The following is a 13,812-nucleotide window of genomic DNA, read 5'->3' on the forward strand; positions in this document are numbered from 1 at the left end:
ATGACACAGAACCGTTCCGTTCCCATTTTCATCGGCACGCTCGCGCTTTTCGCCCTTGCCGTGACCGTCATGTCCGAAGCCTACGGCACAGGTGCCCTATCAGTCAGCTTCACCAAGGTCCTTGGCATGACCCTGTGCCTGTGCCTCGCCGCTATGGCGATGGACCTGGTTTGGGGTTATTGCGGCATCCTTTCGCTTGGCCATTTCGCCTTCTTCGGGCTTGGGGGCTATGGCATCGGGATGTGGCTAATGACCGCGAGGACCGAAGCCGTTGTCCGAGCAAACCTTGCCAATCAAGTGATCCCGCCGACAGAGGCCGAGGTCAGCGACGCAACCGCGCTGCAAATTTTTAGTGTCGTCGGAGGCGAGGATTGGCCATGGATGTGGGCGGCCTCCGACAGCCTGTTCCTTTCGCTCGTCCTGATCGTGCTTGTTCCGGGGCTGCTGGCGTTGGTCTTTGGCTGGCTCGCCTTCCGCAGCCGGGTGACGGGCGTCTACCTGTCCATCCTGACGCAAGCGATGACGCTGGCCCTGTCACTATACCTGTTCCAGAACGACACCGGCTTGCGCGGTAACAACGGCTTGTCGGGCTTGCAGAACATCCCCGGCGCGGAGCAGATCGGACAAGATCGCATCTCCATCTGGTTCTTCTGGGCCTCAGCCATTGCGTTGGGACTAAGTTACATAGGGGCGGCGTGGCTTGTCTCGGGCAAATTCGGCAATATCATCCGCGGCATCCGTGACGACGAACAACGCGTACGGTTCCTGGGTTACAAGGTAGAGGCCTACAAACTCTTCGTTTTCACGCTAACGGGCATGCTGTGCGGTATCGCCGGTGCGCTCTACTATCCACAAGCGGGCATCATCAACCCCGATGAAATCGCGCCTATTGCATCGATCTACCTTGCGGTTTGGGTCGCCATTGGCGGACGCGGCAGGCTGTATGGAGCTGTCATCGGCGCGGCCGTCGTTTCACTTCTTTCCACCTATTTTACGGGCGGTCGGGCGCCCGACATCAACCTTGGCGCCTTCGCAATCGAATGGGTGGATTGGTGGCCCGTCCTGTTGGGCCTTGGCTTCGTTCTGGTCACGCTCTTCGCGCCGAAGGGGCTCGGCGGCTTGGTCGACTACATCGTTCGGAAGGAAAGGACATGAACAGTCTTCTGGAGGTTCAGGGCATCTCGGTTACGTTTGACGGCTTCAAAGCCATCAACGATCTGAGTTTTGAGATCAGCCTTCCCGAACTGCGCGCGATCATTGGTCCGAACGGTGCCGGAAAAACCACGTTCATGGATATTGTCACCGGCAAGACACGACCAGACGAAGGAACGGTCCGTTGGGGCGAGCTCGGGCATTCTCTGCTTTCGAAATCGGAGGCCCAGATCGCACAGGAAGGCATTGGCCGGAAGTTCCAGCGCCCCACTGTATTTGAAGACCAGACCGTCTGGGACAACCTTCGCCTGTCCCTCAAAAAGCCCCGGGGTCCCATCGCTGCGATATTTGACCGTGTATCCGAACGTGATCGGACCCGCATTGCAGAGATTGCTGGGGAAATCGGCCTGACCGAGCGCCTGAAAGATCCGGCCAGCATCCTCAGCCACGGACAAAAGCAATGGTTGGAGATCGGGATGCTGCTTGCGCAGGACCCGAAACTATTGCTTGTGGATGAACCGGCAGCAGGCATGACAACAGAAGAGCGGGAACATACCACCACCCTTTTGAAGCGCTTGGCAGAAAGCCATGCCGTCGTTGTTGTGGAACACGACATGGAATTTGTCCGCCGTCTGGATTGCCGGGTCACCGTTTTGCATGAGGGGTCCGTTCTGGCCGAAGGATCACTCGATCACGTCATGGCCGACGAGCGGGTCATCGAAGTCTATCTGGGGCGCTGAACGATGTTGCAGACAAAAGACCTGACACTGCACTACGGCAGTAGCCAAATCCTCAACGGCCTTTCGGTACGGGCCGAAATTGGGGAAGTCACCTGCATCATGGGCACAAATGGCGTTGGGAAAACGTCCTTGCTCAACGCGATTTCCGGCACTCATCCCATATCCGGGGGCGACGTGATGCTGGAAGGAAAGCCCATTGCAAAACGCGCCGCTCATCAGCTGGCCAGCCTTGGCATCGGCTATGTGCCACAGGGGCGGATGATCTTTCCCCTCCTGACCGTGCGCGAAAACCTCGAAACCGGGCTGGCCTGCTTGCCAAAATCCGAACGCATCGTTCCGGATCGGATTTTCGAGCTGTTCCCCGTGCTAAAGGACATGGAAAAACGGCGCGGCGGGGACCTGTCCGGTGGGCAACAACAACAACTCGCCATCGGTCGCGCCTTGGTAACGCGCCCCAAGGTCTTGCTGATGGACGAGCCAACCGAGGGCATCCAACCCAACATCATCCAGCTCATAGGCCGCGTGATCGCTCAGTTACGCGATGAAGGCGAGATGGCTGTAATTCTTGTCGAACAGTATTTCGACTTCGCCTTCAATCTCGCCGATCGTTTCTACGTCATGCGACGCGGACAAATCAGTTTCGAGGCGGAAAAATCGAAGACCACGCGAGATGCGGTTCAGGCGGCCTTCAGCCTCTGATGCAAACCCGCAAAGCGCACTGCATTTAACGCGCGTCAAAGCTTATCGAGACGCCCCCTCCTCACGCACTGGCCAGTTTTGCCTCCGCTGCGGTTCCGTATTGCGGCAGGTCGGCCTGCGTCTTTCCATGGGCCGCCATCAAAGTGTCGCGGACATAGGCGATATGGGCGGTCTCTTCGATGATCTCGGCCAGGTATTGGGCCGCCATCAGCGTCGGGCCCGCGCCAATTGTGCCGTGATTGGCCAGCACCGCCGCGCGGATATTCGGATCGCGGAAAACCGGGCTGATCTCGACTTCGGTCTGTGGGCCGCCATTCGCTGAAAGCGGGATCAACGGCATCCGCCCGATCTTCTCGATCGTCTGCACTGTCAGACACGGAATCTCGATACCCGCACTGGCGTAGCCCGTCGCCCATGGAGAGTGGCAATGCACGATGGCGTTGATGTCCTCGCGAATCCGGTAAAGGTCGAGGTGAAAGTCGAGATCCTTGGAGGGTTTCAACGCTACATCAGACGGCAGGATTGTGCCGTCGAGCATGACCACCTGCAAATTGTTTCGAGTGCATTCATTGAACCCGACACCAGACGGCTTGATGACAATCGCATCGCGGCTGTCCAACCGCACAGACAGATTGCCGCCCGCATTTGTCTGGAGCCCCCCGTTAAAGCAGCGCTTCGCCGTGGCAATCAGGGCATCCATCTTATCGTGCAGGTCAGGGAAATCAGGCATCTTCGGTCCTTTTGCTCATGGCATGTTGCAGCGCATCGACGGCGGCCTGGGCCGCTTCGGTTGTGTTGATGTGGTCGGGAATGCGGGCGACGGTATAGGCCTGCGCCTCCGCCTCCAGTACCTCTGCCGCGACAACGCGCAGATGCGCGTCCTCGATGGCCCCGCCGATCCTGTCCTCATGGCTGAACCCACCCATGGGCAGGATCACATGGCACGGCGCTTTGGCTTCGTTCAGCAGCCCCGCCAAGGCCTGGGCTTGGCTCGCCATCTCGGCCTCGGTCAGCTTGATATGCGTGAAATAGGCCGAATGCCGGTAATGCGGTCGCTCCAGATGCTCCGGCGGCACGGTCGCGATCTCGCCTAAACCGATGAAGTTCAATCCGCCGGGCAGCACCACGCGCGGCAATGTGTTGGCGCAGGAAAACCGTGTGGGCATCGGCACATGCGCCCCCGCCAAACGTAGCCGCCCCAACTCGTGAACGTTGAGGTCGATGACCCCCGCCACCGGGCTTTCCGCGACGAACCGCGCAAAGGCCGCCCCGCCATAGCCATTGGCGTGAAAGACGGTCGGCTCATAGCCCTGATCGCCCAATAGCCGCGCCACCTCGGCCCCGGCCCGGCCCGTAGCCCCAAGCGTGGTGACGGCCACCGCTGTTGCGCGGTCCGCCGTGGGGATCTGTGCGCGGTAGAGGCCCGCCACCATGGAGGCCGCATTCTCGAACACCTGCCGCAGCATGGGGTTCAGGCCCTCGATATCGCACAAGGTCGGCACAAGGGTGATCGCCGTATCGGCCAAAGCCGCACGCGGATCGAAGGCCATCGTGGTGATCAGCACTTTGGGGTAAACCGCTGGCAAACCCTTCAAAGCTGCCAACACGATCTCACCGCCCGTGCCGCCGCCTACGCCAAGCGCCACGTAGCATTCGTCGCACATCGCCGCGATATGGGCCGCAGCGGCCTTCGCGCGTTCTTCCATGCGCTTGAGCTTTTCGGCCCCCGATAGAACCGTGCCCCCGGCCCCAAGCGAGACGTCCACACGCTCCACATCCAGCCCGTTGCGCGCGAGCGCGTCGGACAGGTAGCCAAGCTCGACACCCTTGGTTTCGAACGTTCCGATCAGCAGGACCTTCATTGGGTCAGCCTTTCACCGCACCAGCTGTCATACCAGTGATGATCTGCCGCGAGGCGAACAGCGTGAACAAGATCGGTGGAATGGCCAGCAACATGCCAGTGGCGAAGATCGTGCCAAGCCCGTCGAATTCGGAGGCGTTATTCACGATCAGGATCGGCACGGTCATCGTATCCCGATCCGCCAGCGCGCTGGCCAGAAGGTATTCGTTCCACGCGATGCGGAAGGTGAAGATGGACGCCGCCGCAAGGCCCGGCTTGATCAGGGGAAGCACGACGAGGAAGAACACCTGGAACGGCCCCGCCCCATCGACGCGCGCGGCTTCTTCCAGTGATTTCGGGACCTGCACGATGAAGCTCTGCAAGATCCAGATCACAAAGGGCAGGTTCATCGCCACGTAGACGATGATGATGCCGGAATGCGTCCCCGCAAGGCACACATCCCCGCGCCCACCGAACGTGTCACGGATCCATTCGCCCACGCCGTAGTCGTTGTCCAAACAGAACGCGTTGTTCCAAAGCCCGAAGACCGGCACCAGCAGAACCGCAGGCGGGATCATCCGCACGGCCAGCGTGGACAGAGATACCGTATCGCGCCCCATGAACTTGAACCGCACTAGCGCATAGGCCGCCATGCAGCCGAAGATCAGCGTCAGCGCGGTAGAAATCAGCGCAATGATGATCGAATTGATGAACGCCCCGCCAAAACGGATCTGGCAGAACCGCAAGTGTTCAGGCTCATACCACAAGATGTCGCACAACGCCGTTTCATAGTTGCGGATCGTCGGCATGAAGATCAGCCCGCCCACGCCCGAGGTGATGTCCACATCCAGCCGCATCGAGTTGGCCAGAAGGATGATCACCGGCCCGACGCTCATCAGGATCAGGATCGCGATCAGGACATAGAAGGCCGGGTTCTGGCGCTCATACGTGGTGTCAGCCATGGCTCAACCCTCCTCCTCTGCGGCGAATTTCAACTTGCGCGAACGCGCCTCGGTCCACCGGTTGAAGGCGAACATGCCAAGCGTCAGCAGCATCAGCAGCATCAGCAGGTAATTCGACATCGCCGCCGCCTCACCTAATTCGCGGAACTCCCGCGCCGTCCGCGCGATCCGCAGGGCTAGGATTTCTGTCGACAGGCCCGGCCCGCCGCCGGTCATCACCAGGATCACTTCAAGCACTTTGAAGGCATCGATCAGGCGCAGCAGCATGGTCACAACCAGAACAGGCGCCATCAGCGGCAGTTTGATGAACCAGACCTGCTGCCAACCGGTCGCGCCGTCGATGCGTGCAGCCTCCAAAGCTGAGCGCGGCAAAGACTGCAACGCGGCGAGGCTGAGGATGAAGATGAATGGCGTCCACTGCCAGATATCGGCGATGATGACGCTCAGAAGCGGGTTCTGACCCAGCCAATCGACCGGCTGGATGGGCGACTCGATGCCGAGCCATTCCCAAATCCGCCAACCCGCAATCCAGTCCAGGAAACGGTTAAACGTGCCGTAGGTCTGATGAAACATGAACCGCCAGACGAGACCCACAACCACCGGCGCGATCATCATTGGCAGGATAAACAGCGTGCGTAGCACCGACATGCCACGAATGTTGCGGTCCAGCAGCAGCGCCAGACCGACCCCGATCACCATCTCGACCACCACAACCGTGAAGGCGAAGATCAGCGTGACCGAGAAACTTTCCCAGAAAAAGGCGTCGCCCCAGAGGCGCACATAGTTGGCCATGCCAACGAATTCGGTTTCCGAGATATTCTGCGTCGGGTCCCAGTCCCGGAAGCTGCCCCACATCATGTAGCCGATGGGGTAGAACAGCGCCAAAGCCATGACCAATGCGGCGGGGGCGATGAACATGTACGGCGTCATGCGGTTCATGGATGGTGTCCTTGGGGCCTTGAGCGGAACCCCCGGGCGCGTACTGGACGGTCCGGGGGCCGGGAGAAGACCCGCCGCAATGCGCGCGGCGGGTCCAAAGGTAAATGGCTTACTGCCAGGTGTAGTAGCCTTCTTCTTCCATCAGCGCGCGGGTGCGCTCGGCGATGCCGTCCAGGGCTTCCTGCGGGTCGAGACCCTCGGTCAGAACCTGACTCATCGTCGTGCCGATATCGGCATTGATGCGACCCCATGGCGGGATGATCGGACGCCAATCCGGATCGGCATCGGCCAGCGCCTCTCCAAACGTCGCGGACCAGGGGTACTGCGCGTTCAGCTCTTCGTTGGCATAGGTCGAGAAGCGTGATGGGTTACCACCGGCCATGGCCACGGCAAGGTCACCTTCACGGCTGGTCAGCCACTGCATCAGCAGGAAGGCTGCTTCAGGGTTGGCACCATTGCGTGGAATGGCAATGCCGAAACCACCGGTCTGCGACGCGGCGCGGACACCCACGGGGTGCGGGGCCCAACCGACATTGCCGGTCACGGTCGACCGGCTTTCATCCTCAAACGTTGCCGCGAAAGCAATCGAGTCGAGGAACATGGCCGCCTGGCCTTGCGCAAACGCATTGGCTGCTTCCGCCGGACCAAACGCTGACGAGCCTTCCGGACCACACTCGACGATGGAGCGCAGAGCTTCTGCTGCGGCTACACCTTCGGGCGAGTTGATGGTCGGCTCCCAACCGTCGCCGAACACACGACCGCCAAGCGGCGCGAGATGGAGAAGGAATGCGTGCGAGGCCTGGTGCCCCGATGCCGCGCGGGAGGCAACGCCACCCATGCCCGGCTCAAGCTCGGGGATCAGGCAAGCCAATTCCAGGAAATCATCATAGGTTTCCGGCACTTCAAGACCGTGCTCCTCGAAGATGTCCGTGCGGTAGTACAGCACCGACGTCTCCGAGCCGAACGGCAGACCGTAAAGCGACCCCGTCGGACCCGGCAGATAGCCACGCTCACCACCGGCCACACCGATGTTCTGAACATAACCGTCGATCAGGTCTTCGGCGTCATAGTTCGGATCCGCCAGACGAGGGTTCATGAAGAACGGCGCAAGGTTGAGAATCTGATCGGCATAGACGTAATCGGCCTTCGAGAAGACCACATAGGCGATCATATCATAAGCGCCCTCGTCCAGGGCCAGCTCAAGCGTCTGACGCTCGCGCATGTCGAGGTAGGGAAGCATATCCACCTCAACCTCGATCCCCGTCTGTGCCGTGAATTCCGGCAGCACTTCCATCACGGCGTTGTAATGGGGGTGCGCGGGGAAGTTCACGACAAGCGTCGTCCCTTCATATTCCGCATACGGGTTGGAATGCCCGTCTGCGAAGGCCGCGCCGGTCATTGCGACCCCGGCGACCATCGTTGTTGTGAGAAGTCTTTTCAGCATACTCATCCTCCCAGTTTGCTGATCGGGCACCGTTTACAGTGCCGTTTCCGTTGTCTTGTCGAACAGGTGCAGCCCCTCCGGGCGCACCGCAAAGCGCAGGGTTTCCCCAAGCGCGATAGGTGTTTCTGATTTCAGCTCAACCGTGACCTTCGCGCCGCCGCAGTCACAGATCAGGACCGATTGCGCGCCGATGTATTCCGAGACCACGACATTCAGATCGAGGCTCTGGTCGATGGGCGCATTGGCGTCGAACTCAAGATCCGAGGGGCGCAGGCCAAGCGTTGCTTGATGCACACCCTTGCCTTTGACCCGCGCGGCCAGTGCATCGGGCAACCGGATATCAAACCCCTGCCCCTTCGCGCGGAGATCACCACCATCCTCGACCAATTCGGCCTCAAGGAAATTCATCGGGGGTGAGCCAAGAAAGCCCGCCACGAACTTGTTGACCGGGTTCTTAAACAACTCGGTCGGCGTGCCCTGTTGCTGGATATGCCCGCCATGCATCACAACGATCCGGTCGGCCAACGTCATAGCCTCGATCTGATCGTGGGTGACGTAGATCATGTTCTTCTTCACGTTCTGACGCATCAGCGCCAGCTCGGCCCGCATTTGCCCGCGCAGTTTCGCGTCGAGGTTCGACAGCGGCTCATCAAACAGGAAGGTGCCCGCGTCTCGGCAGAGCGCACGGCCCATGGCAACGCGCTGTCGCTGACCACCCGACAGCTCGCCGGGTTTGCGTGCGAGGAAATCCGAAAGGCCAAGCATCTCGGCCACTTCCTTCACCTTCTTGTCGATGATGGCTTGCGGTGTCTTCTGAAGGCGCAGGCTGAACGACATATTCCGCGCGACGTTCATGTGCGGGTAGAGCGCGTAATCCTGAAACACCATCGCGATGTCGCGATCCTTTGGGTCTTTCGCGCTGATCGGCTGATCGTTCATGTAGATCTCGCCGTCCGAGACCGTCTCCAAACCCGCAAGCATCCGCAGCGTCGTGGACTTGCCGCAGCCCGAAGGGCCGACCAGCACCGTGAATTCATGCTCGGCCATCTCAAGCTCAATGCCATGCAGGACTTCCACAGCCCCGTAGCGCTTGACCAAATTCTCAAGGCGAATAGTCGGCATCGATTCCCTTCCCGAACTTTCAAACAGCATTCTGTATACAAACTTGATTGTAAATATCCAAAATTGCCTTTTTCGGAAATGCGGGCTAAGGATGAACTCCAGAAACGCCCCAGCGAAAGCGGCCACACATGGCGAAAGCATCGGAAAAACAGGCACCAAACGGGCGCGGCTCGACGGTTCGCAGGATCGAGACCGCCTTGACCGAGGAAATCTCGGCCGGCGCGCTGTCGCCCGGCGAACGGATTGATGAAGTAAAGCTGACCGAACGCTTCGGCGTGTCCCGCACGCCCGTGCGCGAAGCCCTGTCGCGCCTGGTCGCCCAAGGCATCCTTATCCCGGGCGAAAAACGGGGCGTCCGTGTTGCAGAATATACACGAGAGCAATTGGCTCAAATCTTTGAAGCCATGCACGAAATTGAGGCTGCATGCGCCCGCGTCGCCGCCCAGCGCCTGACCCTTTTGGCCCGCGTGGAGATTGAAGCAGCGCAGGCCGACTGCATGGCCGCCGCCGAGGCCGGGGACCGTCCCGGATATCTCAAGGCAAATGAGGCTTTCCACCTCGCGATCTACAAGGCAACGGGCAACCCTTATATGGCGGAAATCGCCTCGGAATTCCGCAACCGAACCGGCGCCGCGCGCGCCAAGAAGTTCGCCAAGCCCGAGGATTTGCTGGCCTCCGCGAAAAGCCACGAGAAGCTGATCGCACTCATTTTCTCTGAGGATTCGGACGCCGCATCGGACGGTATGCGCGAACATATGGCGCAGTCTTTCAAGCAAACTTTGGCGGTCAACTAGACCGGCCCGCACTTTTCGGCTTGCATTCGCACACACAGATGGCACTTTGTATACAAACGTGACTCGATCTGCGAAGGGATGTGCAAATGGGCGTTCAGGAAACCAAGATCTACCCGATCAACACCGGCTGGCTTGAGGCCGACCTTGGCACCTACACCTTCTGGAAGGGCCCCGCCGGCAAGAAGTTCTGGAACCCCGTCTACTGCCACTACGTCGACACCGGTGAGCACAAGATCCTCGTCGACACCGGCCTCTGCGATGAAGAACGCGCCACGAAATACCACCACAAATGTCAGAAGCGCGGCTGCCTCCAGGTCCACGAACATCTCGAACAGAAGCTCGGCGTGCATCCCGATGAGATTGACGCAATCGTCTTCACCCACCTGCACTGGGACCACGTGCAGAACATGAAGCTGTTCAAGAACGCCCGCTACATCGCCCCCAAGGCCGAGATCGAAATGGCCTACAATCCCCTGCCCCTCTACTACCGCACCTACGAATCCGGCTATCTAGGGATCGAGCCTGCCTATGCCGGTTGCGTGTTCGAGGCGGTCGATGACGAATGTGAGGTCCTGCCAGGCATCACGATGTTCCACACGCCCGGCCACTCCGTTGGCCACATGGCCGTCACCGTCGCCACCTCCGCCGGTGACATTGTTCTGGCGGGCGACGCCATCTTCCAGGAACGCAACTTAGAGCCCTGCAAAGCCGAAGGCTGGCGCTACTGGGTCCCCGCCCGCTTCGTGAACTCCTTCGAAGGGTGGAAATCGGTAGAAGAGCTCGACAAACGCGCCGACGTCATCCTGCCTTGTCATGACGAAGCGGCCAACGCACGCTCAGACGTCTTCCCCTACGAAGGCATGCCATTACGCAAGCGCCGCCAATTCATCCCCGGCTTCCAATTCTACTTCGGCGACATGCCCGCAGGCAGCGTCGGCAAAGCCGCTCCGGCGATGAAGCCCGAAGAGGTCGACGCCTATCTCGACAGCCTCACCGACCCCAAGGACATGGCCGAAAGCTAGGCCCATGCAGGCGCTCGACAGCCTGATGGACGTGGCCGATCAATTCGACGCCATCGTCCTCGACCAATGGGGCGTGCTGCATGACGGCACCACGCCCTATCCCGGTGCAGTCGACGCCCTTCATGCTTTAAGGTCGACGGGCAAACCACTGGCAGTCTTATCAAATTCCGGAAAACGCGCCTCACCCAACGCGGACCGCATCACGGCCATGGGCTTCCCGGCCGACGCCTTTCATACCGTGATGACCTCCGGTGAAGCCCTCTGGCAGGACATCGCCGCTGGCCGTGTCCCACACAGCCGGTTCACGGCGATCACGCGCGACGAAGGCGATGCGGAACGATGGGCTGAGGGGCTCTCCATCACGCTCACCGACACCGACCCCGATGCGGTCCTCCTCATGGGTCTGCCCGACGCAGGCGCCGACCACAGCCTCTCCGACCTGCCGGTCTACTGCACCAACCCCGACCGCGCCTCGCCGCGTGCGGGCGGTGCCACGGTCGTCTCCCCCGGCGCGTTGGCCCATGCCCACAAGGACGCGGGCGGCGATGTCACGTTCTACGGCAAACCGCACGCGCCGATCTTCCGCGCGGTTGAGGCCGCCCTTGGCACCACGAACCTGCTGATGGTCGGCGACAGCCTCGAACACGACATCGCGGGCGGTCACGGCGCAGGCTGGTCCACCGCCTTTATCCGGGGCGGCCTGCATGCCAGCGCCTTCACCGGCGACGATGACGCCACTATCCGTGATCTCGCGGCATCTGAAAACGCGCCGCTTCCCACATTTCACCTCGCCCATCTAGGTTAGCTCCATGTCCCAACCCGCTGAATTCGAAGCGTTCCGCGCCCTTTCCGCCCGCCTTGGCCAAGATCCCCTCCGCGTGCAGGGGCCCGGCGGCAACACCTCGATCAAGGACGTTGGGACGATGTGGATCAAGGCCTCCGGCACCGAACTCGCCGATGCGGAAACCAAGGATATCTTCGTCGCAGTCAACCGCGAGGCGGCAAAAGCCGAGGCCCACGGCGCGGGTGATGGCACCTGCAAGGCGACCGTTCTGGACCCCGCGCAAACCCTGCGGCCCTCCATCGAAACTACTTTCCACGCCGCGCTCGACTGGCCCATCGTCGCCCACACCCATTCCATCGCCACGCTCACCCACGGCGTCAGCGCCAAGGGCCGCGCCGCTGCCGCTGAAAAGCTGGCCGGTCTGCCCTTCGTCTCGGTGCCCTATGCCAAGCCGGGCCTGCCGCTCACCGAACAGATCCTCGCGCGCGTCACGCCCGAGACGCAGATCTTCATTCTGGAAAATCACGGGCTTATCATCTGCGGCTCAACCGTTGCGGAGGTGCACGACCTGACGGAAACGGTCGAAGATCGCCTTGCCATGCAACCGCTCGCGCAGATGATTGAGGCCGACATCACCCACCATCCGCCCGAGGGTTTCCATTGGGCCGAGGAAAGCTGGATCGCCCGCGACCCGCGTGCCTGCGCGCTCGCAGAAAACGGCTCCTATTACCCCGACCATGTCGTCTTTCTTGGCCCCGCTCTGCCCACACGGGACAGCGATGCAAACCCGCCTGCCACCCTGCACCCCGGCAACGGCATCGCGCTGCGCGATGACGCCACCCCTAGTCAGCGCGCCATGCTGCGCTGCCTGAGCGATCTGTTGATCCGCCTGCCCAAAGACTGGGTGCCCGAGGCTATTGGCCACGACGCGGAAGCGGATTTGCTGAACTGGGACGCCGAGAAGTATCGCCAGGCGCTGGCGGCGCGCACATGACCGGGCTGTCGCTTGGATTGGACCTTGGAACATCCGGCGTCCGGTCAGCTGTTATCGACGACACAGGGACGGTCTTGTCGCAAGCACGCGGCAGTTATCCAGACGCGTCCGGTGCCAACGCCGAAAGTTGGTGGTCAGGTGCGTGGGCTTGTTTACACACGCAAATGGCGCAGCTGCGAACAGACGGAGGCAATCCTGCCGACATCGCCAGAATGGCCGTAGATGGAACCTCGGGCAGTGTCGTTTTGCTCGATGAAGCGCTGCAACCCGTTACACGGGCATTGATGTACCACGACAGCGGCTTCACCGACGAGGCAGACCAGATCGCACGTTTTGCGCCTGATCCGCACATCACGCGCGGGCCCGGTTCGGCGCTGGCCCGGGTCATGCGGCTGCAAGCAGAGGCGGATCCCGGAGCAGCCAAACATCTTGCGCATCAAGCCGATTTTATCGCCGCTCGGCTCTCTGGAGTGGCGGGAACATCTGACCATAACAATGCCCTCAAAACAGGGTTCGATCCCGAAACAGGAACATGGCCGGACTGGTTCGCAGAGGCCGGAGTGAGCGTTTCACTTTTGCCAAAGGTTTTACCAGTCGGCGCGCCGGTCGCCCAAATTCAATCCGACCTCGGCGCGCAACTTGGCCTCTCGCCCGACGTTGTGATCCATGCTGGCACCACTGATAGCATCGCAGCCTTCCTCGCAGCAGCGCCGCTGCGGTTGGGCGCCGCCGTTACCTCTCTCGGTACGACGCTGGCTATCAAGACCCTCGGCACGAAACGCATCGATGCGCCAGAGATTGGCCTCTACTCTCACCGGTTGGGAGACCTGTGGCTTGTGGGCGGTGCATCGAACACCGGTGGTGGCGTCCTTGCGCACTATTTCACGCCAGAGGAAATCGTCGCGCTGTCGGACAGAATTGATCCAGCCATTGCGAGTGAGTTGGACTATTATCCATTGATCAAATCCGGCGAGCGTTTCCCAATCAATGACCCGGATTTGCAGCCCAAGCTATCGCCGCGCCCCGTTGACGACTCCCTCTTTCTTGGGGGCCTGTTTGAGGGCATCGCCCGGATTGAGGCCCAGTGTTACACCGCTATTCGGGACCGCGGCGGCGAAATGCCGACTGAATTGTTCACAGCCGGGGGCGGCGCACAAAACGCTGTTTTCACCGCCATCCGTGAACGTGTTCTGGGAATGCCCATCTCAGTGGCTGAATCAGCGGAGGCCGCGATTGGAACTGCAAGGCTTGCACGGCTCGGAAGCAAGCGTAGCTGAGCAGGTCGCCCCAAAGCATCAGGTTTGTTCAATTGAAGCTGCT

General features: G+C 60.8%; 14 protein-coding genes. 8 read left to right on the forward strand and 6 right to left on the reverse strand.

Going from position 1 to position 13,812, the window contains the following annotated elements; all coding sequences use genetic code 11:
• The 3 genes from urtC to urtE are packed head-to-tail and all read left to right on the forward strand — an operon-like array spanning window position 1 to window position 2,591.
• The gene (gene urtC / locus V8J81_RS11190) at window positions 1-1,155 is read left to right on the forward strand and encodes an urea ABC transporter permease subunit UrtC (RefSeq protein ID WP_368475829.1); all 1,155 of its coding nucleotides are present in this window, start codon (window positions 1-3) and stop codon (window positions 1,153-1,155) included.
• Window positions 1,152-1,892 carry an urea ABC transporter ATP-binding protein UrtD gene (urtD, locus tag V8J81_RS11195; protein ID WP_368475830.1) on the forward strand — a complete coding sequence of 247 codons (741 nt, stop codon included), beginning with the start codon at window positions 1,152-1,154 and terminating at the stop codon, window positions 1,890-1,892. The genes urtC and urtD overlap by 4 nt, the downstream gene beginning before the upstream one ends.
• Before the next feature lie 3 nt (window positions 1,893-1,895).
• Window positions 1,896-2,591: an urea ABC transporter ATP-binding subunit UrtE gene (urtE, locus tag V8J81_RS11200; RefSeq protein WP_368475831.1), complete on the forward strand. Its 696-nt coding sequence runs from the start codon at window positions 1,896-1,898 to the stop codon at window positions 2,589-2,591.
• Between the two features lie 61 nt (window positions 2,592-2,652).
• On the opposite strand, the gene V8J81_RS11205 is transcribed toward urtE, so the two are convergent.
• The 6 genes from V8J81_RS11205 to V8J81_RS11230 form a co-directional block, all read right to left on the reverse strand.
• A complete protein-coding gene (locus V8J81_RS11205) occupies window positions 2,653-3,321 on the reverse strand; it encodes a class II aldolase/adducin family protein (protein ID WP_368475832.1) in 669 nt (222 codons plus the stop codon).
• Entirely contained in the window at window positions 3,314-4,453 is a 1,140-nt protein-coding gene (locus V8J81_RS11210; protein WP_368475833.1) for a Tm-1-like ATP-binding domain-containing protein, read from the reverse strand. The genes V8J81_RS11205 and V8J81_RS11210 overlap by 8 nt, the downstream gene beginning before the upstream one ends.
• Window positions 4,454-4,457: 4 nt before the next feature.
• Window positions 4,458-5,393: a carbohydrate ABC transporter permease gene (locus V8J81_RS11215; RefSeq protein ID WP_368475834.1), complete on the reverse strand. Its 936-nt coding sequence runs from the start codon at window positions 5,391-5,393 to the stop codon at window positions 4,458-4,460.
• Window positions 5,394-5,396: 3 nt separating this feature from the next.
• Complete coding sequence (locus V8J81_RS11220; protein WP_368475835.1) at window positions 5,397-6,332, reverse strand: carbohydrate ABC transporter permease; 936 nt, start codon at window positions 6,330-6,332, stop codon at window positions 5,397-5,399.
• A 109-nt stretch (window positions 6,333-6,441) separates the two neighbouring features.
• Window positions 6,442-7,776, reverse strand: coding sequence for an ABC transporter substrate-binding protein (locus V8J81_RS11225; RefSeq protein WP_368475836.1), 1,335 nt, complete (start codon window positions 7,774-7,776; stop codon window positions 6,442-6,444).
• A 33-nt stretch (window positions 7,777-7,809) separates the two neighbouring features.
• The gene (locus tag V8J81_RS11230; protein WP_368475837.1) at window positions 7,810-8,898 is read right to left on the reverse strand and encodes an ABC transporter ATP-binding protein; all 1,089 of its coding nucleotides are present in this window, start codon (window positions 8,896-8,898) and stop codon (window positions 7,810-7,812) included.
• A gap of 128 nt (window positions 8,899-9,026) precedes the next feature.
• On the opposite strand from V8J81_RS11230, the gene V8J81_RS11235 reads away from it, so the two are divergent.
• The 5 genes from V8J81_RS11235 to V8J81_RS11255 all read left to right on the forward strand — a co-directional run bounded on the left by V8J81_RS11235 (window position 9,027) and on the right by V8J81_RS11255 (window position 13,769).
• Window positions 9,027-9,692 (forward strand): GntR family transcriptional regulator, encoded by a 666-nt coding sequence (locus V8J81_RS11235; protein ID WP_368475838.1) that lies wholly within the window; start codon window positions 9,027-9,029, stop codon window positions 9,690-9,692.
• An 86-nt stretch (window positions 9,693-9,778) separates the two neighbouring features.
• Window positions 9,779-10,714 carry an N-acyl homoserine lactonase family protein gene (locus V8J81_RS11240; protein WP_368475839.1) on the forward strand — a complete coding sequence of 312 codons (936 nt, stop codon included), beginning with the start codon at window positions 9,779-9,781 and terminating at the stop codon, window positions 10,712-10,714.
• 4 nt (window positions 10,715-10,718) lie between these two features.
• Window positions 10,719-11,519: a TIGR01459 family HAD-type hydrolase gene (locus V8J81_RS11245; RefSeq protein WP_368475840.1), complete on the forward strand. Its 801-nt coding sequence runs from the start codon at window positions 10,719-10,721 to the stop codon at window positions 11,517-11,519.
• 4 nt (window positions 11,520-11,523) lie between these two features.
• The gene (locus V8J81_RS11250; protein ID WP_368475841.1) at window positions 11,524-12,492 is read left to right on the forward strand and encodes a class II aldolase/adducin family protein; all 969 of its coding nucleotides are present in this window, start codon (window positions 11,524-11,526) and stop codon (window positions 12,490-12,492) included.
• Complete coding sequence (locus V8J81_RS11255) at window positions 12,489-13,769, forward strand: FGGY-family carbohydrate kinase (protein ID WP_368475842.1); 1,281 nt, start codon at window positions 12,489-12,491, stop codon at window positions 13,767-13,769. Before V8J81_RS11250 ends, V8J81_RS11255 begins: the two co-directional genes overlap by 4 nt.
• Window positions 13,770-13,812: the final 43 nt, after the last annotated feature.

It is taken from the genome of Gymnodinialimonas sp. 202GB13-11 (assembly GCF_040932485.1).
Lineage (GTDB): Bacteria > Pseudomonadota > Alphaproteobacteria > Rhodobacterales > Rhodobacteraceae > Gymnodinialimonas > Gymnodinialimonas hymeniacidonis.